The following is a 22,431-nucleotide window of genomic DNA, read 5'->3' on the forward strand; positions in this document are numbered from 1 at the left end:
GGGGACCCTCATGAAACCGAACGCGTCCGGTGGGCTGATGGTCGCGACGGTGTCGGCCACCGCGTTCGGCCTGTCCGGGCCGCTCGCGAAGTCGCTCATCGACGCCGGATGGTCCTCGACGGCGGCCAGTGCACTGCGGCTCGGTCTGGGCGCGGCGCTGTTGGTCGTGCCCGTGCTCATCGTGCGACCCCGCCGTCTGCTCGCGATCGGACGCGCCCCGATCCGCGTACTGGCCTACGGGGTGTTGGCCGTGGCCGTCGTCCAGCTGAGTTTCTTCAACGCGGTCCGTTACCTCGATGTCCCGATCGCGTTGCTCATCGAGTACAGCGCGCCGGTCATGGTGATCGGCTTCGAGTGGGCGGTGCGCAGGCGACGTCCCGGCCGGGTGACGCTGGCGGGCGCCGCGGTCGCGGTCGCCGGACTGCTGGTGGTCATCGGTGGCGGTGCCGGTGTGTCGATCGATCCGATCGGGGTCGCCTGGGCGCTGACCGCGGCGGTCGGACTGGCCGCGTACTTCCTGCTGGCCGAGGAGTCCGCGGACGCCGCCACCGGCGTCGACCCGATCGCGCTGACGTGCGGCGGCCTCGTGGTCGGGGCGGTGCTGGTCGGCGCCGCAGGTGCGGTGGGGTGGTTCCCGATGCACGCGAGCACGGCCGAGGTGACGTTGGCCGGCCACCACACCCCGTGGTGGGTCGCCGCGCTGGCGGTGGCCGGTGTCGCGACGACTCTGGCCTACGTCACCGGGATCACCGCGGTGCGCATGCTCGGACCGACGCCGGCATCGTTCGTCGCGCTGCTCGAGGTGGTGGCGTCGGCGGTCGCCTCGGCCATCCTGCTCGGTCAGGTGATGGGGCCGTTGCAGGTGCTCGGTGCGCTCGTCCTGCTGGTCGGCATCGTCGCGGTCCGTACCGGGTCGTCGGCCGATGCGCGTGCGGCAGTGCTCAGGCGCTCAGGTGCGCAGCCGCCCGCGCCAATCTCGCCCACGGGAAATCCGCTGTCTCCCACTGAGATCTGAGGATCTCGTACTCGACCTCGCCGCGCTCGTACCCGTCGATGGCGGTGTCGTCGGCCTGGTGCAGGGCCGCCAGGCGCATGCCGGACTTCTCCATCACCCGCCGAGACGGGGCGTTGACCGCCATCGTGCCGGCGAAGAGGCGATCGGTCGCGAGGCGGTCGAAGGCGACCTGAACCAGTGCACGGGATCCCTCGGTGGCGAGGCCGTACCCCCACGCCTCGCGGCGTAGTCGGTAGGTCAGCTCGAGCTCGGCCCGGCTGCTGTGGCGAGGTGCACGCAACGAGAACCAGCCGAGGAACCCGCCCCGGTGCCGATCCATCGCGGCGAACATGCCGACCCCACGTCGCGTCGACATCTCGGCGATGGCACGCGGGATCACCCAGTCCTCGATCATGGTGCGAGGCGTCGGGCGGCCACCCGAGACGTACCGCATCACCGCAGGATCGCTGTCGAGATCCACCAGGGCCGCGGCGTCGTCACGGGTGATCGGCCGGAGCACCAGGTGCGCGGTCTCGATGATCACCGCATCAATATAGGGCGTAAGTGCAGCGCATCGGCGGTTTCGTCGAACGTGTCGTGTTACCGGGGTACGCGAAAGCGCCTGTCGGTCACCGTCCGCACTGGTGCCGCAGGGCATCGGCGAGCGCGGGCATCCGGAAGTCGTGCCCGATGCCCGCCAATGTCTCCGGGAGGACCCGCTGGCTCGCCAGGGCCAGCGAACCCGCGCCGCTCTCGGTGAGCACCAGCTTCGGCGCGAACTCGGGCACCCGCATCACGGTGGGTCGGTGCAGGACCGTCCCCATCGTGTCGGTGAACTCGCTGTTGCGGACGGGCTCGGGGGAGACCGCGTTGACCGGCCCGGACAAGCGGTCGTCGAGTGCGGCGCGGTAGAACACGTCGCACACGTCCTCCAGACCGATCCAGGACAACCACTGGGTGCCGTCGCCGATCGGGCCACCGAGGCCCGCCCCGAACACCGGCCGGAGCACCTTGAGCATCCCGCCCGCCGACGCCTGTACGACACCGGTGCGGACGGTGACCACCCGCAGTCCGGCGTCGGCGGCCGGTGCGTAGGCCGCCTCCCAGTCGCGCACGATGTCGGCGATGACCCCGTCGCCCGGGTCGCTGGTCTCGGTGAGTTCCTCGTCGCCACGGTCCGCGCCGTAGTACCCGATGGCCGACGCCCCGACGAAGACGCGGGGGCCGCGTCCGTCGGCGGCGGCCGTGGCTGCCACTCGCGCGAGGGCGTGTGACGGCTCGACCCGGCTGTGGCGGACGCGGGAGACGTGCGCGTCGGTGAAGCGTCCCGCGATGGACGATCCCGCCAGGTGTACGACGACATCGAGGTCGTCGAGGAGATCGGCGGCGGGATTGTCGGGGTCCCAGCGTCGTTCGTCGTCGCCGACCGGCTCTCGACGAACCAGCGACACGACACGGTGACCACCGGTGGTGGCCAGGGCGGCCAGCGCGGTGCCGATGGTTCCCGAGACACCCGTCATGCCGATGGTCAGCGGTGTCGGTTGCAGTGATCGCGCCCACTTCTGGGTGATGATGTCGTCGGCGAGCTGCCGATGACGGAAGTCGAACATCGACGACAGCGCGAACCCGGGCACACGGGTGTCCACGGTGTCGGTGACCCGCGTGTGGTCGGCGTCGACGGCGTCGAAGTTGTGCGTGTGTGTCCAGGGCGTGACGTACCGGAGCGGGAACGAGGTGAGCTTGTCCACGAACTGATTCGGCGGGCGATAACCGTCTGGTTGGTGGGCTGCGGTCCAGGTCAGGCCGCCGGGAAGCACCAGGATGGCCTCACCATCCTCGATGGAGGTGGCCTCCGATCGCAGCGACATGGGCGCGAAGCCGGGGGAGAGGCGGTGGAACGCCCCGGGCCGCTTGTGCCAGGCGAAGACCTCGTCGATCGAATCATCGACCACGGACGAACGAGTGATGCTCATATCGCGAGCCTATGCGCGTCGTCGCCATGTCCGATTTCACCCAGAGCGAACCCACGGCGCCCATCCAGTGGTGCGGGTGGTCCGAACGCTCAATGAGACCCTTGTGGTCCGACAATGGCTTTTCCCGGTGAGAGACAGTGGTGCGAGTGATGACGAGTGGGTCCCAGAATGCGCAGTCCCCGACCGTTGCGGTCGTGGGATCGGGCGTGTCCGGACTCACCGCCGCGCACCTGTTGGGTCGCACCCATGCGGTGACGCTGTACGAGGCCGACGACCGGTTGGGGGGTCACGCCCACACCCATCAGGTTCCCGACGGCGACCGCAGACTCGGCATCGACTCGGGTTTCATCGTCCACAACGACGAGACGTACCCGATCCTGCGTCGGCTGTTCGCCGAACTCGGGGTGGCCACGCAGCCCACCGAGATGAGCATGAGCATCGTCGACCGCGCCAGCGGGTTCGAGTACGCGGGAGGTCGCGGTCTCGGCGGCATCCTCGCCCAGCCGCGCCGGCTGGCCGATCCCCGGTTTCTCGGGATGCTGCTGCAGGTCAAACAGTTCCACCGTGCCGCGGGTGCCTTCCTGGACTCGGCGACCGACGACGATCTGACCACCTACGGACAGTTCCTCGACGGACACGATTTCGGGGCGTTCTTCCGGCGCCACTATGCGGTCCCGCTCGTCTCCTGTGTGTGGTCGTCGGGCCCGGAGGCGTCACTGGACTACCCCGCGCGATACCTGTTCGCCTTCCTGCGCAACCACGGCATGCTCACCGTCACCGGCTCGCCGCAGTGGTACACCGTCACCGGTGGGTCGCAGGAGTATGTCCGCAGGATCGCCGAGGGCATCTCCGACATCCGGTTGTCGAGCGGTGTCACCGAGATCGTGCGCGACGTCGACGGGGTCACCATCACCGACCGCACCGGCGGTCGCAACCGATTCGACAAGGTGGTCGTCGCCACCCATCCCGATCAGGCGCTGGCCATGTTGGCGGATCCGTCCGAATCCGAGCGCACCGTCCTGTCGGCCTTCCACTACTCTCCGAACCAGGCTGTGCTGCACACCGATTCGACGCTGTTGCCGTCGGCGCGGCGGGCGCGGGCGTCGTGGAACTACCTCACTCCCGACGGCGACGGCGGATCCGACGAGCCGCCGGTGGTCACCTACTGGATGAACCGCCTGCAGGCACTCGACAGCCCGACCGACTACCTGGTCACGCTCAACGCCCGCGAGTTGATCGACCCCTCGACGATCATCGCGGTGATGGATTACGCCCACCCGACCTACACGCCGGCGGCCGTGGCCGCGCAAACCCTTCTGAGCCAACTGAACTCGTCGACAACCGCGTTCGCGGGTGCCTACCACGGTTGGGGATTCCACGAGGACGGCGCCCGATCGGGTGTCGCCGCGGCCGAACATCTCGGTGCCCGGTGGTGACCCGATGACGGCGGTCCTCGACCTGCCGTCGCTGCCGGCGATCGTGACCGGGGACGTGTCGCACGTCCGCCGCGGGGACACGGCACACCGCTTCCGGCACCGCGTGTACCAGTGGTTGATCGATCTCGACGCCCCGCCGCGGTTGCCGCGCCTGCTCGCCCCCTTCGCGCGGTTCAGCGCGCGCGATCACCTGGGCGCGATCGACTCCGACTCCGCTGCCGCGATCAAGACCAACGTCGAGACCTACCTCGCGGCCAACGACATCGACCTCGGCACCGGATCCCGCGTGGTCATGCTCGCCAACGCGCGGGTGCTCGGCTACGTGTTCGACCCGCTGTCGGTCTACTGGTGCTTCGCGGCGGATGGCGAGCTGCGGTGCCTGATCGCCGAGGTGCACAACACCTACGGTGAACGCACCGCCTACCTGCTCCGCCCCGACGCCGACGGACGCGCGGAGGTCGACAAGCACTTCTACGTCTCGCCGTTCAACGACGTCTCGGGGCACTACCGCATGGTGTTCCGTCTCGATGCCGACCGTGTCGTCGTCACCATCACCCTCGACCGACCGGGGATGCCGCCGTTCAGCGCATCGTTCACCGGGGTTCCACGCCCGGCCACGAACCGGGCCGTGCTGCGGTCGATACTGACCATGCCGCTGATGCCCCAGCGGGTCACCGGACTCATCGCGGTCCACGGGATCTGGCTGTGGCTCCGCCGCCTGCCCGTCGTGGCCCGTCCTTCCCACACGCCCCCACAGGAGGTCTGAACCCCATGACCAACGTCGCTGATCCGTTCGCCGTGCGCAGGCCTGTTCTCGCGGGAACCTGGTTCAAGACCCCCATCACGCGTCGCCTGGTCGACTACGCGCTGAGCAAGGCGCCGGTCAACGTCCTGTTCCCGAACGGCGAGATCCGCGGCAACGGCGCTCCCGACAGCGAGACGCTGGAGATCGTGCGGCCCAGGGTCTTCTACGACCGACTCGGCCACAACCCGAAGATCGGACTGGGCGAGGCCTACATGGCCGGTGACTGGCGTGCGGCCGAGGGCAGCGACCTCGGTCGGGCCCTGACACCCTTCGCCGAACGGATGACGAGCCTGGTGCCGGAACCGATCTGGAAGCTGCGCGCTGTCGTCGACAAGCGGATCCCCGAGCATCAGCGGAACTCGGTCGAGGGATCCAAGCGGAACATCGGCGCCCACTACGACCTCAGCAACGAGATGTTCGCGTCGTTCCTCGATCCCACGATGTCCTACAGCTCGGCGATGTTCGACCCGGCGGCGGACTTCGCCACGCAGGATCTCGAAGCAGCGCAGTACCGCAAGATCGATTCGGTCCTCGACATGGCCGGTGTCGCCGAGGGCACGCGCGTACTCGAGATCGGCAGCGGGTGGGGCGCGTTGGCGATCCAGGCCGCCCAACGCGGTGCGGTGGTGACCACGGTGACGCTGTCACAGGAGCAGCGCGAGCTCGCGTTGCGCCGCATCGCCGACGCCGGACTCACCGACCGCATCGACATCCGTCTGCAGGACTACCGCGACGTCGAGGGTCGGTTCGACGCGATCGTGAGCGTCGAGATGATCGAGGCGGTCGGCGAGGAGTACTGGCCGACCTACTTCGGCAAGATCGACGAACTGCTCGCCCCGGGCGGCAAGGTCTCCATCCAGGCGATCCTGATGTCGCACAACCGGATGCTGGCCACTCGACGGTCATTCGGCTGGATCCAGAAGTACATCTTCCCCGGCGGTCTGATCCCGTCGCTGGAGGCCATCGACGCCACCATCGCCGATCACACCGGACTGGTCCGGTCGGATCGGATCGATCTCGGCCAGCACTACGCCGAGACCCTGCGTCGCTGGCGACATCGCTTCAACGCCTCGTGGGACACCGTGCAGCACAAGGGGTTCGACGAGACGTTCCGTCGCATGTGGGAGTACTACCTGGCCTACTGCGAGGCCGGCTTCGCGTCGGGCTACCTGCAGGTCAGTCAGTTGCAGTTCACCCGACCCTGAGCGCCCCGACCCTGACCGCACCGATCGCGGCGGGTGCGGGCGCCGACTATACGATGACGCCCATGTCCGATCATGCGGTGACCATCGCCCTGCAGCTGCGCTGGGGCGACATGGACATCAACAGCCACATCAACAACGTCGCGATCGCCCGCCTCCTCGAGGAGTCGCGGGTACGTGCCATGCCGCGCCTGATCGCGTCCGGGTCCGCGGCGCCGCAGACCGACGACGCCACCGCGACCGGCACCGGCCTCGTCGTGGTGCGCCAGGAGGTCGAGTTCCTGGCCACCATCCCCTACACCGAGGACGACATCCTGGCGTCGGTCTGGCTGAGCCGCGTCGGTCGTTCGTCGTTCGAGTTCGGCTCGGTGCTCGCCGACGCCTCGGGCAGGCGGTTCGTGCAGGCCGAGACGACGCTGGTCTGCGTGGATCCCCACGGTGCGCCCGCGGCCATGCCGGAGAACCTGGTGGCGGCTATGCGCGACCGTCTCGACGAACCGGTGCCGCTGCGTCGGCGAGCCTGACCGGGTGATGTCGGTGTCCGCTGGTACACCTGTGCGGCACCATGTCGGGGCGAGGGGAGGAGCACCGTGCTGATCCTGCACCGCGCCGAGCGCACCGACATCCTCGCCGACGCCCTGGCCGACATCCTGCGCGATCCCCTCGCCGACGCGCTGACCCCGGAGATCGTCGCCGTCCCCGCGAAGGGGGTCGAGCGGTGGTTGGGTCAGCGGCTGTCCGCTCGGCTCGGCACCTCTGACGTCGGAGCCGACGGCATCGCCGCGAACATCGACTTCCGGTCGCCGACCGACCTCGTCGACCGGGTGCTGGGCTCGATCCGCGGATACCACTGGGCCGACGACCCATGGTCGCCCGCGCGGATGCGATGGACGCTGCTCGAGGTGCTCGACTCCTGCGTGCACGATCCCGGATGCGCGGTTCTCGCACGCCATCTGGGCGTGCGTCCCGACGGCACCGTCGAAGCCCATCGCGCCGGGCGTCGGTGGAGCACCGCTGTGGGTCTGGCCCGCACGTTCCGGTCCTACGCCGCACAACGCCCACAGATGCTCTCCGACTGGGCCGACGGCCACGACACCGACGGCATCGGCGGCGAACTGCCCACCGACCAACGGTGGCAGGCGCAGGTGTGGCGACGGTTGCGGGAACGGATCGGTACGCCCGGTCCCGCCGAGCGTCTCGAATCCCTCTGCGCTCGAATGACATCGGAGCCCACCGCGCTCGATCTGCCCCGACGGCTCTCGTTGTTCGGGCCCACCCGCCTGACCACCGAACAGCTCGCGGTGCTCTCCGCCGTGGGCGCCGATCGCGACGTCCACGTCTTCCTGCCGCACCCCAGCGACCGGCTGTGGCAGATCACGGCCGCCGCGGGCGAGCCGGTCCGACGTCGGGACCTGGCCCGCGGCGGGGTGTCGAACCCGTTGCTGGCCAGCTTGTCCCGGGAGATCCGGGAGACCCAGCTACGCCTGGCACGTCACGTCACCCGCGACATCCACCACGCCGGCACGCTCACCGAACCGACCACGCTGCTGGCCCGGCTGCAACAGACGATCCGGGCCGACGTCGCGGCAACCGACGTGACGCCGGGGCCGATGGACGACTCGGTCGGCGTGCACTCGTGTCACGGCCCGGGACGGCAGGTCGAGGTGATCCGCGACGTCCTGGCCCGGATGTTCACCGACGACCCGACGCTGATGCCCCGCGACGTCATCGTCATGTGCCCGGACATCGAGGCGTTCGCGCCGCTCATCCGTGCGGCGTTCGACTCCCGCAGGCCGGACGGACAGGGGCCGGACGTCGACGGCCACCCCGCGCATCGTCTGCGGGTCCGTCTCGCCGACCGGTCGATGAGTGCGACGAACACCGTCCTCGAGTCGGTCGTGGTCGTCGTGGACCTCGCCGGAGCACGCGTCACCGCCAGCGACATCGCCGACCTGGCCGGCCGGACGCCGGTACGCACCCGTTTCGGCTTCACCGACGACGACCTCGAGCTCATCGGCCGCTGGATGGCCGAGGCGGGGGTCCGCTGGGGCCTGGGAGCGGCCCAGCGAACAGCGTTCGGACTCAAGGGGTTCGAGCAGAACACGATGGAGACGGGACTCGATCGGATGGTCCTCGGTGTCGTCGCGCACGAAGCGGGTCTGCAGTGGGTGCACCGCGCGCTGCCGCTCGACGGCATCGACAGCGCCGACATCGATCTGGTCGGTCGGTTCGCGGAGTTCGTGGACCGGCTCGACGCATGTGTGGGTGCGCTCACCGGGGTGCGCTCGGCGCAGGACTGGACCGAGGCGATGGTGCGTGTGATCGACGACCTGCTCGACGTGGCGCCCGCCGACGCCTGGCAGCGGGCGCAGGCGGTGGACGAGATCACCCGCGCCACCGAACACTGCGGTGACGTCGTCCTGCGCCGCGCCGACGTCGTGGCTCTGCTCGACGACGTGGTCGCCGCCCGGCCGACGCGCGCGAACTTCCGGACCGGTGAACTGACCGTCTGCTCGATGGTCCCCATGCGTGCCGTACCGCACCGGGTGGTGGTGCTCATCGGTCTCGACGACGACGTCTACCCGCGGGTCTCCCGCGAGGACGGTGACGACGTCCTCGATCGCACCCCCTGTGTCGGTGAGCGTGATCCGCGCAGCGAGGACCGTCAGCTCCTCCTCGACACCATGATGTCGGCGCAGGAGAAGCTGGTGATCGCCTACACCGGTGCCGATCCGGTCACCGGGTTGCGCCGCCCGCCGTCGGTGCCGGTGAGCGAGCTGGTCGACGCCATCACCGCGCTCGTCTCACCCCTTCATGCCGACCGCGTGGTCCGCAGGCACCCGCTACACGCGTTCGATCCCGCGAACTTCGACGCCGCGTCGCCGTTCGGGTTCGACCGCGCCGCCCTCGCCGGGGCGCGCGCGCTCATCGCGCCACCGACCCACGCCATCGAGTTCGATCGCACCCCGTTGCCCCCGGTCACCTCGACCTCCGGCACGGCTCCCGCGGTCGACGTCGCCGACCTGATCGCGTTCTTCGAACACCCCGTCCGCGGCTTCTGCAGGCAACGACTCGGGTTCGCCGTCCCCGACACCGCAGAGGTGCTCGACGACGAACTCGATCCCGGTCTCGATCCGTTGGACCGCTGGGGGATAGGCGACCGGCTACTGCGTCATCGACTGCAGGGCGACACGATCGACGCCCTCCGGGGGGCCGAGCTCCGCCGCGGGACACTGCCGCCGTTCGAACTGGGTCGCCGTGCACTCGAACCGGTCCTCGACGACGTGGAACGGCTCTGGGATGCGGCCGCGGCCATCGTCGCCACCGAACGGACCTCGGTGGACATCGACGTCGACCTCGGCGAGGGCCGTCGACTGACCGGCACGGTGGACGGGGTCCACGGTGACGTCGTGTTCCGGGCGCACTACTCCAAGCTCGCCCCCAAACACCGACTGTCCACGTGGATCGCGCTGCTCGCAGCCGCGGCCACCCGTGCCGACGGGACCATGACCGGTCTCACGATCGGCCGATTCGGCAAGGGGACGCGACTCGCCCGCGCGCAACTGGTCCTGCTCGACGCGCCGGTGCAGATCCTGGCCGACCTGGTGCGGTTACGCGATGTCGGTCTCAGCCACCCGCTGGCCCTGCCCGCTGCGGCCGGCGCCGAGTACGCCGTGCGGCGTCACGGCGGGGACCCGGTGCCGGAGGCGTTGGACGCCGCCCGGTCCGCGTTCGAGGCCACGTTCGGCGAACACGCCGACCGTTACCTGAACCTGGTCTTCCCGTCCGGGTTCGCGGGTATCGCGACCGATCCGGGCGCGGTCGAGGAGTTCGTCGCGTCTGCGGAGTCGATCTGGCACCCGATGTTCGACGCCGAGCAGGTGGTGGTCCGATGACGCCGGCCCGATCGCACGTCGCGCGCACCACGTTCGACCTCCTCGCGCCGATGCCCACCGGCACGACGGTGCTCGAGGCCAGCGCGGGGACCGGCAAGACCCACGCCATCGTCGGACTGGCGGCCCGCCACATCGCCGAGGGCGTCGACGTCGGCGCACTGCTGCTGGTGACCTTCAGCCGGATGGCCACCGCCGAGTTGCGGGAGCGCACGCGCGAGCGGTTGACGACGCTGGCCGCAGGTCTGGCCGATCCGGCCGGCGCACGGTCGGACTCGTTGGTCACCGCGCTCGCCGATGCCCCCGCCGACGAGGTGGCACTGCGTCGCGAACGGATCAGCGCCGCGCTGTCGGACTTCGACGCGGCGACGGTCAGCACCACCCACACGTTCTGCTCCCGGATGCTCGACGCACTCGGCATCGCCGGGGAGAGCGAACACGGCCTCACCCTGGTCGAAGAGGTGGACGACCTGGTCACCGAGGTCGCCGGAGACGTGTTCCTCAAGTGGTACAGCGGCCTCGACGACCCGCCGTTCGACTTCCGCGACGCGGTCGCCATCGCCCGCGACGGCGTCCGACAGTCCCACGCCACCCTCGTGCCGAGGGACGCCCCGGAGGGCACCCCGGCCCGCGCCCGGACCGATTTCGTGACCGCGGTGCGCCGAGAGGTGCTGCGCCGCAAACGGATGATGCGGATCCGCGACTACGACGAGCTGCAGTCGCTGCTCCGTGACGTGATCACCGACCCGGTGCACGGTGAGGCGGCCTGCGCGCGGATCCGTGACTTCTTCTCCGTGGTCCTGGTCGATGAGTTCCAGGACACCGACCCGATCCAGTGGGAGATCCTGCGCCGATGCTTCCACGGCCATTCCGACCTGATCCTGGTCGGTGATCCGAAGCAGTCGATCTATGCGTTCCGCGGCGCGGAGGTCCTGAGCTATCTCGACGCCGCGACGAGTGCTGACAACCACCAGGCACTCGGCACCAACTGGCGCAGCGACGCCGGACTGGTGACCGCGCTGCACCACCTCTACGGGGGCGCGGCACTGGGACATCCCGACATCGTCGTCCGGCCGGTCGATGCGACCCACACCGCGTCGCGGCTGTCCGGCCGACCTCCGCTGCGGCTGCGCCACCTCGGTCGCATCGGGCTCGGGCCGTTAGGGGACAACGGGTTCCCGCCGCTGTCCGCCGTACGATCGGCGGTCGTCGACGACGTCGCCCGAGACGTCGCGGAACTGCTCGCCGACGCGCCCGAACTGACCGACCCGGACGGGACCACCCGGCCGGTCCGCCCGTCCGACGTGGTGATCCTGTTGCGGACGCGCTCGACCATCGGGCCGGTGCAGCGGGCGTTGCGAGAAGCCGGGGTGGCCTCGGTGGTCGGCGCCGGATCGAGTGTCTTCGCGACCGCGAGCGCCCGCGACTGGTTCCACGTCCTGCGGGCACTCGAGCAGCCCAACCGATCCGATCGTGTGACACTCGCCGCGCTGACGCCGCTCATCGGCCGGACGGCAGGCGAGATCGACGCCGCCGGTGGCGACGCGCTCGCCGACGCCGGGGATCTGCTGATCGAGTTGTCGCAGACGTTGGCGCAGTCGGGATTCGCCGCGATGTACGAGCGACTCGCGATCCGGACCGGGATGGAGTCGCGCATCCTCTCCGGTGTCGACGGTGAGCGCGTGATGACCGACATCGCCCACCTCGCGTCGCTGTGCAATCGATACGTCGTCACCGAGTCACGGGGGATCGCGGGACTGTTGCGATGGTTCGTCGACCGCCTCGAGGACCCCCGCGTCGGCGATCAGGCCGAGCAGAGTCGACGTCTGGACCGCGATGCGCAGGCGGTGTCGATCATGACCGTGCACGGCAGCAAGGGCCTCGAGTTCCCGATCGTCTACGTGCCGTTCGGGTGGGACGCCGCCCGCAATCCCTACCCGCCGACGCTCGATCTGCACGACGAATCCGGCGACCGCATCCTCGACGTGGGCGGGTCCCGGTCGGCGGAGTTCGCCCGCAATCGGCGAACGGCCGAGGCCGAGGACGCAGGCGAGGAACTGCGACTGTTCTACGTGGCCGTGACCCGGGCCCGGTGTCAGGTCGTCCTGTGGTGGGCCGCCGGTTCGTCCGCGCGGTCGGCGCCCCTGCACCGACTCCTGTTCGCCCGGAGCACCACCAGCGCCGACACGAACGCGCCCGATCCCGGCCCGACTGCGCGTGTGCCCGCGGACGCCTCGATCGCATCCGAGCTCGCCGCGTGGGCGGGCCCGGCCGGCGGAGTCATCTCCGTCGAACCCGCGGTCGGCGGACCGGCGGCATCGTCGCCGGTGACCCCGGACACCGGTGGCGCGCCGATCACGTTGCGCGCAGCGGACTTCGACCGGGTCATCGACCACGGCTGGCGCCGGACATCGTATTCGGCCCTGGTCGCCGATCACCACGTCGCGGTCGGTGCCGCTGTCGACGTCGACGCCGCCGCGGCGCTGACCGACGAGCCCGACGACGCGGTGGTGACCGATACGTCCGCGGCCGGGGGCGCGCCGTCGCTGATGAACGGGCTCCCGGCCGGTGCGACGTTCGGTTTGCTCGTCCACTCGGTGCTCGAGAACGTCGACACCGACGCCGCCGACCTGCCGGCCGAGGTCCGCGATCGGTGTGCCCGCGCCGCACTCGCATCGGGCCTGCAGGTCGACGTCGACGTCCTCGCCCGCGCGATGAACGCGGTCCTGCAGACCCCGCTCGGACGCGCCTCCGGGATACCCGACCTCGCCGGGGTCGCGATGGCCGACCGACTGGCCGAGATGGACTTCGAGTTCCCGCTCGCGTCGGCGACCCGCGGTTCGACCCTGGCCGCGATCGCCGACCTGATGGACGACCACCTGCCGGCCGACGACCCGTTACGCGAGTACCCGGCTCGTCTGCGTCTCATCCCGGGGGCAGCGCTCGACGGGTTCCTCACGGGCAGCATCGACGGCGTCCTGCGAACCGCCGACGAGCGGTTCGTGATCGTCGACTACAAGACCAACCGACTCGGGTTCGGGGATCTGACCGTCGAGGACTACGACGAGGCAGCCATGGCCGCGGAGATGATGCGGTCGCATTACCCGTTGCAGGCGATGCTGTATTCGGTTGCCCTGCATCGCTACCTGCGGTGGCGACTGCCCGGGTACCGACCCGACCGTCACCTCGGGCGCGTGCTCTACCTGTTCGTCCGCGCCATGGTCGGTCCCGACACCCCGCCCGATCGTGGGGTGTTCGGCTGGGATGTGCCGCCGGCGCTCGTGGTGGCGTTGTCGGAACTGCTGGGCGGGCAGACGACGGGAAGCCGACCATGAACGCCGGGCACCGGCTCGCGTTGCGCGCCGAGGGGGTGCTGGCCGACTTCAACCGTGCGGGGGTTCTCGGACCGGCCGACGTCCACGTCGCCCGCCGGCTGGTGACGATCCGCCGGGCCGAGGTCGACCCCGACGTCGTGCTCGCCGTGGCCCTCACCGTCCGGGCCGTCCGCGCCGGGTCGGTCTGTATCGACCTGGCGAGGCTGCGCGACATCCCGCCCGACTCCGACACCGGTACCGACCCCGCCGAGCTGGCGTGGCCGGACCCGCTCACCCTGCCCGACAAGGTCCGGGCCAGTGCCCTGGCGACAACGTCGGCGGAGTCGCCGTTACAGCCCCTGCGGGTGGTGACGACCGATGACGGGGCGTCGCTGCTCTATCTGGACCGCTACTTCCGCGAGGAACAACGCGTTCGGGCGATCCTCACCGAACGCGCGGCCTCCGAACCCGCGGCCGAGATCGCCCGCGTGGCCGCCGAGCTCGGTGCGCTGTTCCCGTCGGACCCGGACTCACCCGGGCCCGACCGGCAACGCATGGCGGCGGCGGTCGCGGCGACCCGGTGGACCACCGTGCTGGCCGGCGGACCGGGAACCGGGAAGACCCACACCGCCGCCCGGATCATCGCCCTGCTGTACGCGCTGCACGGATCCGGGCTCCGGGTCGGTCTGTGCGCGCCCACCGGACGCGCCGCGGCGTCGCTCCAGGACGCCGTGACCGCCCAGTCCGCGCAGATTGCGCTGCCCGAGGTGGAGGCCGTGACCATCCACCGCCTGCTCGGCCCACTTCCCGGTGGCGGCAACCGATTCCGGCACCACGCATCGAACCGCCTACCGCACGACGTGATCATCGTCGACGAGGCGTCGATGGTGTCGCTGACGCTGATGTACCACCTGCTCGAGGCGCTGCGCCCGACCACGCGGTTGGTCATGATCGGCGACCCGGATCAGCTGGCGTCGGTCGACGCCGGCGCCGTGTTGGCCGACCTCGTGCACCGGTCGCACACCACCGAACTCGCCGGCCCGCTCGCCGATCTCATCACCACCGACTCGACGCCGAACGCCCCGGATGGGGATGCAGATCTCGATGCGACAGTGGCCGCAGCGGAGCGGTCGGAGATGGCCGACGGTGTCGTCCGACTCCGCCGCCGACGTCGGTTCGGCATCCGGATCGGCCGGCTCGCCGATGCAGTTCGGGCCGGCGACGCCGACGAGGCGCTGTCGATACTCGACGCCGGCGAATCCGACTTGACCCTCGAACCGGCCGAGGAGGCACACATCGCCCGCGGCGAGGTCGCAGCGTGGGTGCAGAGCATGGTGTCGGCGGCCGAACGCGGCGATGCCGGGGCCGCCCTGGCCGCGCTCGGCGAGCACCGTGTCCTGTGTGCTCATCGCGAGGGGCCGGCGGGTGTACGTCAATGGGCACAGCGGGTGACCGCATGGGGGACCGTCGGTGCCGCGACGTTCGTCGATCTCGACCGTCCCTGGTATCCGGGGCGCCCGCTGCTGCTCACCGAGACCGACCACCGTGCGCGACTGTTCAACGGCGACACCGGGATCGTCGTCGCCGACGACGATCGCCTGATGGCGGCGTTCGGCCGTGGCAGCGATCAACGCCTGGTGCACCCGGGTCGCCTGCGCGGCGTGTCCTCGGCGCACGCGATGACGATCCACCGCAGTCAGGGCAGCCAGTACCGCGCCGTGGCCGTGGTGATCCCACCCGCGGACTCGGCGTTGCTGAGTCGTGAACTGCTCTACACCGCGATCACCCGGGCCACCGACTCCGTGCGTCTGATCGGAACCGCGGAAGGTCTGCGCGCCGGTATCGAACGAAAGGTCCTCCGCGCGAGCGGTTTGCGATCATCGATCATCGACGTGTGAGCGCTGGGCTCACACGAGGTCGGCGCCGCCCACGACGAGATCACGCCGGAGATACCACTCGGTGCCCAGCAGTGCGTTGCGCCGCGCGACATCGAGTTCGGCGAGCTCGACCAGGGCCGGGCTGCGATCCATCTCCGACCGGTGTGCGCCGATGGCCGACCACTTCTGTTCCACCCACGCCGACACGTCGAGTTCGAGGTCGATGGCGGCATCCGGCGTGCCCGGGGGCACCGCGCCCTCCGGCGGCGGTCCGGTGGTGACCTGGTGTCGGATCCGGTGCATCACACGGGTCGGCACGGTCGACAGATACAGCGACCGGGTCTGCCAGGCGGGGCCCGCGTCGGGGTAGAGGGGCGCACACGCTGCGGCCTCGACCGCAGCGAGAGCGAGGCGGTGAGCCTGGATGTGGTCGGGATGACCGTAGATGCCGTAGGCGTCGTAGGTGACGACGATGTCGGGCCGCAGACGCCGGATGTGTTCGACGATCTGACGTACGGCGTCGTCGAACCGGCACTCGCACAGTGCCGCCGACTGCGGCGCGGACTCGGGGAACCCACCGTCGGCGTATCCGAGTGCGATGGGTGCGTCGACCCCCAGTATGCGCAGCGCGCTCGTGAGTTCGGTGTGTCGAGGTGTGCCCGATGCCCAGGTGCACGTGAGAACCGACGTCGTCGATCCCGCCTCGACGATCCGTGCGATGGTGCCGCCGGTCCACAGCGACTCGTCGTCGGGGTGCGCGTGGACGAACAGAACGCTCGGAGCCCCCACGACGCTCCCTCCCCGGTTGTCATCTCGTTCGTCGCGACACCGAGACGTTCGATGGTGGCGTGATCACCTCAGACTAGTGCCCTGTCGTCGGCGCCCCGGCAGGGTCAGTGCTTGAAGTGGTTGCGGTGGGGCAGCTCGCCGGAGGTGTGCACCCGGCGCAGTCCGTCGATGGCGGTGGTGATGTTCTCGCACAGGACACGTGCCATGTCGGCGGAGAAGCCTTCGCGCACGACGATGCGCAGCACCGCGACGTCGGTGGCGTCGGCGGGCATCGTGTACGCCGGGACCTGCCATCCGAACGCGGCCAGGGCGCGGGAGAGGTCGAACACCGAGAAACCCGGGTCGCCTGCGGTGGCGAACGTCACCACCGGGATCGCCGAGCCGTCGGAGATGATCTCGAACTCCGACATCTCGCCGAGCTGCTGCGCGAGCCACTGCGCGGTCTCCGACAGACAGATCATGATCGACCGATACCCCTCGAATCCGAGTCGCAGGAAGTTGTAGTACTGACCGATCACCTGATTGCCGGGACGCGAGAAGTTGAGCGTGAAGGTCGGCATGTCGCCGCCCAGGTAGTTGACGTGGAACACCAGGTCCTCGGGGAGGAACTCCTTGTCGCGCCACACCGCGAACCCGATGCCGGGGTAGGTGAGTCCGTATTTGTGACCGCTGGCGTTGATCGACACGACCCGCGGCAGGCGGAAATCCCACTCCAGGTCGGGATCGGTGAACGGGACGACGAACCCGCCGCTGGCCGCGTCGACATGGACCGGCACGTCGACACCGCCGCCTGCTGCGACCTCGTCGAGCGCGGCCACGATCTCGGCGACGGGCTCGAGCTCACCGGTGAAGGTGGTCCCCAGGATGGCCACCACACCGATGGTGTTCTCGTCGACGGCCGCGGTGACCTGCTCGGGGGTGATGACGTAGCGACCCGGTTCGACCGGGAGATAGACGGCGTCGACGTCGAAGTAACGACAGAACTTCTCCCACACCACCTGCACGTTCGACCCGAGCACCAGGTTCGGTCGGTGCGTGTCCACGCCGGCGTCGCGACGCCGCTGACGCCACCGCCACTTCATGGCCAGCCCGGCCAGCATCACCGCCTCGCTGGAGCCGATCGTGCTGACGCCGATCGCACTGGACGGGTCGGTCGGGTCGAGGTCGGGCGCGTGGAAGAGGTCCGCGACCATGGACACACAGCGCGATTCGATCGCCGACGTCGCCGGGTACTCGTCCTTGTCGATCATGTTCTTGTCGAATGTCTCGGCCATCAGCTTCTCGGCCTGGGGGTCCATCCACGTGGTGACGAACGTGGCCAGGTTCAGGCGCGAGGCCCCGTCGAACATCATCTCGTCGTGGATGAACCGGTAGGCGGCGTCGGGATCCATCGACTCCGCGGGCATCCGCAACGCGGGGATCTTCTGCGTCGACAGTCGACCGGTGTAGGCGGGGGAGAGGTGCGTGTCGGTCGGCACGCTCCTGGGGCCGGACGCGGCGTCGTGGGACTCGGGCGATGGGGACACGGAGACTCCTCGGAAAGTGTGGCGAGCGCAGGCGCGGTGGGGAGGGACCCTTCCGGGATACACCAGCGCGGGCGGCGGGGTGGGCCGATCGTGGTCTCGGTAAGATCGTGTGCCGACTCGATCACGACACAGGAGAAGAGATCACAGTGAGCGCACCTGTCGAAGAACGTGAATTCCAGGCCGAGACCCGCCAATTGCTCGACCTCATGGTTCATTCCGTCTATTCGAACAAGGACAGCTTCCTGCGCGAGTTGGTGTCGAATGCGTCCGACGCTCTCGACAAACTGCGCCTCGAGGCATTCCAGAACAAGGACCTCGACGTCGACACGTCGGATCTGCACATCACGATCGAGCGGGACCCGCAGGCGCGCATCCTGACCATCCGTGACAACGGCATCGGCATGTCGCGCGACGACGTCGTCGGACTGATCGGCACGCTCGCCCGATCGGGCACCGCCGAGCTGCGCAAGAAACTCGCCGAGGCCAAGGACTCCGCGGCGTCGCAGGACCTCATCGGACAGTTCGGCATCGGCTTCTACTCGACGTTCATGGTCGCCGACTCCGTCACCCTGCTCACCCGTAAGGCAGGGGAGAGCGAGGGCACCAAGTGGGAGTCCAGCGGTGCGGGTACCTACACCATCGAGACCGTGCCGGATGCGCCGCAGGGGACCTCGGTCACGCTGGCGCTCAAGCCGGCCGACACCGACGACGCCCTGCACGACTACGCCGACGACTCGAAGCTCCGTGAGCTGATCAAGCGTTACTCGGACTTCATCGCCTGGCCGATCCGCATGGACGTCGAGCGCACCGAGACCGTCGAGGCCGAGGATGTCGCCGAGGGCGAGGACAAGCCCGAACCGACCACGCGCACCGTCGTCGAGACCCAGCAGCTGAACTCCATGAAGGCGCTGTGGTCGAAGTCGAAGGACGAGGTCGAACCCGAGGAGTACAAGGAGTTCTACCGTCACGTCAGCCACGCATGGGACGACCCGCTCGAGACCATCGCGCTCAAGGCCGAGGGCACGTTCGAGTATCAGGCACTGCTGTTCATCCCGACCCAGGCGCCCTTCGACCTCTTCATGCGCGAGCGCAACGGCGGCATCTCGCTGTACGTCAAGCGCGTGTTCATCATGGACGACTGCGAGGAGCTGATCCCGGAGTACCTGCGGTTCGTCAAGGGTGTCGTGGACGCGGCGGATCTCTCCCTCAACGTCTCCCGCGAGATCCTGCAGCAGGACCGACAGATCCGCGCGATCCGACGTCGACTGACCAAGAAGGTGCTCTCGACGATCAAGGACATCCAGACCTCGCGTCCGGAGGACTACACCACGCTGTGGAGCCAGTTCGGTCGGGCCATCAAGGAAGGCCTAATCAACGACCAGGACAACAAGGATGCCCTGTTGGCGATCTCGTCCTTCGAGTCGACCCACGACGCCGAATCGATGACCACTCTCGCCGATTACGTCGGCCGGATGAAGGTCGGACAGGACGAGATCTACTACCTCACCGGCGAATCCCGTCAGGCCATGGAGAACTCGCCGCACATCGAGGCGTTCCGGGCCAAGGGCATCGAGGTGCTGCTGCTCGGCGACCCGGTCGACGAGATGTGGGTCGGGTCGGTCCCCGAGTTCGACGGCAAGGCCCTGCGGTCGATCGCCAAGGGCGAGGTCGACCTCGACGACGACGCGGGCAAGTCCGACGACGAGAAGAAGGAGGCGGCCACCGAGCGCGAGGAGCGCGACAAGAAGTTCGCCGACCTCACCGGCTGGCTGACCGAGGCGCTGTCCGAGCACATCAAGGAGACCCGCCTGTCGACCCGCCTCACCGATTCACCGGCCTGCCTGGTCGGGGACACGTTCAGCTTCTCGCCGCAGATGGAGAAGCTCTACCGCGCGTCGGGTCAGATGCTGCCGCCGACCAAGCGGATCCTCGAACTGAACCCGGACCATCCGCTGATCGTCGCGCTGCGATCTGCCCACGACGCCAAGGCCGACGATCCGTCACTGGCCGACACCGCCGAGCTGCTCTACGGGATGGCCGTCATCGCCGAGGGTGGGGAGCTGTCCGATTCGGCGCGGTTCAGCCGGTTGCTCGCAGATCGGTTGGCCGCCACCATCTGACGTGCGGGCGCGTCGGGTCGGTCACCTACTGCTAATTTGACTGTCGTTTGAATGCTCGACAGCAAAGGAGCTGTGGTGACCTACCCGATCATCGGTGCGCCCGACGCCGCGAACACCGCCTGGGTGATGGCAAGTGCGGCTCTCGTCCTGGTGATGACGCCTGCGCTGGCCTTCTTCTACGGTGGCATGGTGCGCGCGAAGAGCGTCCTGAACATGATGATGATGTGCTTTGCGGCCATCGGCGTCGTGTGGGTCCTGTGGCTGGTGTTCGGGTATTCGTTGGCATTCGGCGACGACATCGGCGGAGTGATCGGCGACCCCACCCAGTTCGCCGGTCTGAAGCATCTCTTCGGGGGCGATTACGCGCCGGGTGAGCCGGCGTCGGCCGCCATCCCACTGGTCGGCACCATCCCGGCGATGGTCTTCGTGATGTTCCAGGCCGGCTTCGCGATGGTGACGGTGGCGCTGATCGCCGGTGCCGTGGCCGACCGGATGAAGTTCACCGCGTGGTTGCTCTTCGCCGCGCTGTGGGCGACGTTGGTGTACTTCCCGGTCGCGCACTGGGTCTTCGCCCTCGACGGTCTCGCCGCCGAGAAGGGCGGATGGATCGTCAACCATCTGGGGGCGATCGACTTCGCCGGTGGCACCGCGGTCGAGATCAACTCGGGTGCATCTGCTCTCGTGCTCGCGCTGGTCGTCGGGACCCGACGTGGGTGGCCCCGCGATCCGATGCGTCCGCACAATCTGCCCGCGGTCATGCTCGGTGCCGGACTGCTCTGGCTGGGCTGGTTCGGGTTCAACGCCGGTTCGGCGTTGGCCGCCGACGGCACCGCCGCCCTGGCCCTGGCCAACACCCTCGGTGCCGGCGCGGTGTCGATGATGAGCTGGCTGCTCGTCGAACGCATCCGACAGGGCAAGCCGACCTCGTTCGGCGCGGCATCCGGTGTGGTCGCCGGACTCGTCGCGATCACCCCCGCCTGCGCATCGGTCACCCCGATCGGCGCACTGGCCATCGGCATCGTCGCCGGTGCGGTCAGCTCCCTGGCCATCGAGCTGAAATACAAGCTGGGATACGACGACTCGCTCGACGTCGTCGGTGTGCACCTCGTCGGTGGTGTCGTCGGCACCGTCATGATCGGGCTCGTCGCGAGCAGCGCGTCACCCGCGGGTGTCGACGGACTCTTCTACGGTGGCGGACTGGATCAGCTCTGGCGGCAGTTGGTGGCCGTCCTGGCCGTCGGCGGATACGCGATGGCCGTGACCGCGGTCATCGCGCTCGTGCTCAAGGCGACCATCGGTGTCCGCGCCCATCCGCAGGACGAGGCCGACGGCATCGACGACGCGGAGCATGCCGAGACCGCGTACGACATGGCGGCCTCGCGCGGCGGACGCGTCGACATCTAGTCCGACTGGTCCACACGGGTCGCCGGGATCGGCCGCGGCCGACGGCATCTCGCCCATCCGCACAGAACGCCATCGTCGACATGAACGAGAGATGGACAGGCGGTGCGTTCAAATCGTTTGGTGGGCTTCGCATTACGATTTGACCGGTTCTGAGATCGGAATCGGCCCGCGTTCACACCACGGGGTGGTCGTTGTCACCGAAACGCGAGGATCAGTTCACCGCGTGTTCTTCTCGCTGCTTCAGGCTTCTGCCGATCGAGAGAGTCAGCTCTCCACCAATGCGCTCGATCGACACCCATTGAAGTGAATGTGATCCGTGAGTGCGCTCCGGGTCCCGATTGTCCGAAAGAGGAACAATGAGCAAGAACTCCACCGCGTTGCGGCGGGCGGCATCGCTCGGAGCGATGACCATGGTCGGCGCTGCGGCAGTCGGTCTGGTCGCTCCGGGTGCAGCCAACGCCGACACCTTCGTCAAGCTCCCGAACGGGGCCATCCGCGGTGACGACGGCATCGTCCTCGCCCGTTCCAACGAGCGCGCCCAGCTCTCGCCGTCGCTGGCGGCCAACGGCGCGGGTCGGACCGCATGGGTGTCCGCGGACATCACGCTGTCCGCGCCGAACCTCAAGGCCAAGAAGGCCGGCCCGAACCGTGGTGCGCAGAGCGAGAGCAACTCCACCTCGGGCACGCTCGGCACGAACTCGACCGAGACCAACGGCGCTGCCGCCACGTTGTCCACCGGCTACATCGTCGGCTGCCAGGTCACCGTCGGCAACCTGACGCTGGGCGGCGGCGCGACGGTCAGCAACATCGGCGCCGCGTTGCCCACCGCGACGGTCAACGGTTCGTTCTCGCTGCCGCTCACCCCGGGTGCGGTGTCCTTCGTGATCGTCAACTCGAAGAACATCGAGAAGAAGGGGACGTACTACATCTCCTACGATCGCGCCCAGCTGCAGATCCAGGGATGCGGAGGCTACGCCCAGGCCCGCGCGTTCACGGTGGTCGAGACCACCGGCGAGAGCCAGCAGAAGGTCACCCTGTACGGCAAGCCGTTCTCCATCGGCTGATCCCCTCACACCCACGAACCACATCACCAGACAA

15 protein-coding genes are annotated in these 22,431 nt (G+C 69.0%); 11 read left to right on the plus strand and 4 right to left on the minus strand.

What is annotated here, in order from left to right; genetic code table 11:
* The first annotated feature begins 10 nt into the window (after nt 1–10).
* A complete protein-coding gene (locus tag JHC79_RS00320) occupies nt 11–1,015 on the plus strand; it encodes an EamA family transporter (protein ID WP_296387878.1) in 1,005 nt (334 codons plus the stop codon).
* Here JHC79_RS00320 and JHC79_RS00325 read toward each other — a convergent pair.
* Both JHC79_RS00325 and JHC79_RS00330 read right to left on the minus strand, forming a co-directional pair.
* A complete protein-coding gene (locus JHC79_RS00325; RefSeq protein ID WP_296387879.1) occupies nt 942–1,538 on the minus strand; it encodes a GNAT family N-acetyltransferase in 597 nt (198 codons plus the stop codon). The two genes, JHC79_RS00320 and JHC79_RS00325, sit on opposite strands and share 74 nt — an antisense overlap.
* An 85-nt stretch (nt 1,539–1,623) precedes the next feature.
* Nucleotides 1,624–2,967 (minus strand): TIGR01777 family oxidoreductase, encoded by a 1,344-nt coding sequence (locus tag JHC79_RS00330; protein WP_296387880.1) that lies wholly within the window; start codon nt 2,965–2,967, stop codon nt 1,624–1,626.
* A 149-nt stretch (nt 2,968–3,116) separates the two neighbouring features.
* Here JHC79_RS00330 and JHC79_RS00335 point away from each other — a divergent pair, with 149 nt between their 5' ends.
* The 7 genes from JHC79_RS00335 to recD all read left to right on the plus strand — a co-directional run bounded on the left by JHC79_RS00335 (nt 3,117) and on the right by recD (nt 15,515).
* Entirely contained in the window at nt 3,117–4,403 is a 1,287-nt protein-coding gene (locus tag JHC79_RS00335) for an FAD-dependent oxidoreductase (protein WP_296387881.1), read from the plus strand.
* A 4-nt stretch (nt 4,404–4,407) separates the two neighbouring features.
* The gene (locus JHC79_RS00340; protein ID WP_296387882.1) at nt 4,408–5,169 is read left to right on the plus strand and encodes a DUF1365 domain-containing protein; all 762 of its coding nucleotides are present in this window, start codon (nt 4,408–4,410) and stop codon (nt 5,167–5,169) included.
* A gap of 5 nt (nt 5,170–5,174) precedes the next feature.
* The gene (locus JHC79_RS00345) at nt 5,175–6,413 is read left to right on the plus strand and encodes a cyclopropane-fatty-acyl-phospholipid synthase family protein (RefSeq protein WP_296387883.1); all 1,239 of its coding nucleotides are present in this window, start codon (nt 5,175–5,177) and stop codon (nt 6,411–6,413) included.
* A 62-nt stretch (nt 6,414–6,475) separates the two neighbouring features.
* A complete protein-coding gene (locus tag JHC79_RS00350; protein WP_296387884.1) occupies nt 6,476–6,934 on the plus strand; it encodes an acyl-CoA thioesterase in 459 nt (152 codons plus the stop codon).
* Between the two features lie 66 nt (nt 6,935–7,000).
* On the plus strand, nt 7,001–10,306 hold the full coding sequence (gene recC, locus JHC79_RS00355; protein ID WP_296387885.1) for an exodeoxyribonuclease V subunit gamma: 3,306 nt from the start codon (nt 7,001–7,003) through the stop codon (nt 10,304–10,306).
* Nucleotides 10,303–13,638 carry a UvrD-helicase domain-containing protein gene (locus tag JHC79_RS00360; RefSeq protein ID WP_296387886.1) on the plus strand — a complete coding sequence of 1,112 codons (3,336 nt, stop codon included), beginning with the start codon at nt 10,303–10,305 and terminating at the stop codon, nt 13,636–13,638. Before recC ends, JHC79_RS00360 begins: the two co-directional genes overlap by 4 nt.
* Nucleotides 13,635–15,515 (plus strand): exodeoxyribonuclease V subunit alpha, encoded by a 1,881-nt coding sequence (recD, locus tag JHC79_RS00365; RefSeq protein ID WP_296387887.1) that lies wholly within the window; start codon nt 13,635–13,637, stop codon nt 15,513–15,515. Before JHC79_RS00360 ends, recD begins: the two co-directional genes overlap by 4 nt.
* A gap of 9 nt (nt 15,516–15,524) precedes the next feature.
* Here the strand turns inward: recD and JHC79_RS00370 are convergent, their stop codons facing one another.
* Both JHC79_RS00370 and JHC79_RS00375 read right to left on the minus strand, forming a co-directional pair.
* Complete coding sequence (locus JHC79_RS00370) at nt 15,525–16,283, minus strand: PIG-L family deacetylase (RefSeq protein WP_296387888.1); 759 nt, start codon at nt 16,281–16,283, stop codon at nt 15,525–15,527.
* Between the two features lie 104 nt (nt 16,284–16,387).
* Entirely contained in the window at nt 16,388–17,809 is a 1,422-nt protein-coding gene (locus JHC79_RS00375; protein WP_296387889.1) for a glutamate decarboxylase, read from the minus strand.
* A gap of 146 nt (nt 17,810–17,955) precedes the next feature.
* Here JHC79_RS00375 and htpG point away from each other — a divergent pair, with 146 nt between their 5' ends.
* From htpG to JHC79_RS00390, 3 genes are all read left to right on the plus strand, one after another.
* Nucleotides 17,956–19,929 carry a molecular chaperone HtpG gene (gene htpG, locus JHC79_RS00380; protein ID WP_296387890.1) on the plus strand — a complete coding sequence of 658 codons (1,974 nt, stop codon included), beginning with the start codon at nt 17,956–17,958 and terminating at the stop codon, nt 19,927–19,929.
* A gap of 51 nt (nt 19,930–19,980) precedes the next feature.
* Nucleotides 19,981–21,333 carry an ammonium transporter gene (locus JHC79_RS00385; RefSeq protein WP_296387891.1) on the plus strand — a complete coding sequence of 451 codons (1,353 nt, stop codon included), beginning with the start codon at nt 19,981–19,983 and terminating at the stop codon, nt 21,331–21,333.
* A 356-nt stretch (nt 21,334–21,689) separates the two neighbouring features.
* A complete protein-coding gene (locus tag JHC79_RS00390) occupies nt 21,690–22,397 on the plus strand; it encodes an MspA family porin (protein ID WP_296387892.1) in 708 nt (235 codons plus the stop codon).
* Nucleotides 22,398–22,431 lie beyond the last annotated feature (34 nt).

It is taken from the genome of Williamsia sp., assembly GCF_016462415.1.
Taxonomy (GTDB): Bacteria; Actinomycetota; Actinomycetes; order Mycobacteriales; family Mycobacteriaceae; genus Williamsia_A.

What these genes read in the sequence shown, in the direction of transcription:
- JHC79_RS00330 (WP_296387880.1), bottom strand. Translation starts at nt 2,967, where the DNA reads ATGAGCATCACTCGTTCGTCCGTGGTCGATGATTCGATCGACGAGGTC.
- JHC79_RS00340 (WP_296387882.1), top strand. Translation starts at nt 4,408, where the DNA reads ATGACGGCGGTCCTCGACCTGCCGTCGCTGCCGGCGATCGTGACCGGG.
- JHC79_RS00335 (WP_296387881.1), top strand. Translation starts at nt 3,117, where the DNA reads ATGACGAGTGGGTCCCAGAATGCGCAGTCCCCGACCGTTGCGGTCGTG.
- JHC79_RS00385 (WP_296387891.1), top strand. Translation starts at nt 19,981, where the DNA reads ATGCTCGACAGCAAAGGAGCTGTGGTGACCTACCCGATCATCGGTGCG.
- JHC79_RS00320 (WP_296387878.1), top strand. Translation starts at nt 11, where the DNA reads ATGAAACCGAACGCGTCCGGTGGGCTGATGGTCGCGACGGTGTCGGCC.
- JHC79_RS00360 (WP_296387886.1), top strand. Translation starts at nt 10,303, where the DNA reads ATGACGCCGGCCCGATCGCACGTCGCGCGCACCACGTTCGACCTCCTC.
- JHC79_RS00390 (WP_296387892.1), top strand. Translation starts at nt 21,690, where the DNA reads ATGAGCAAGAACTCCACCGCGTTGCGGCGGGCGGCATCGCTCGGAGCG.
- recD (WP_296387887.1), top strand. Translation starts at nt 13,635, where the DNA reads ATGAACGCCGGGCACCGGCTCGCGTTGCGCGCCGAGGGGGTGCTGGCC.
- JHC79_RS00345 (WP_296387883.1), top strand. Translation starts at nt 5,175, where the DNA reads ATGACCAACGTCGCTGATCCGTTCGCCGTGCGCAGGCCTGTTCTCGCG.
- JHC79_RS00350 (WP_296387884.1), top strand. Translation starts at nt 6,476, where the DNA reads ATGTCCGATCATGCGGTGACCATCGCCCTGCAGCTGCGCTGGGGCGAC.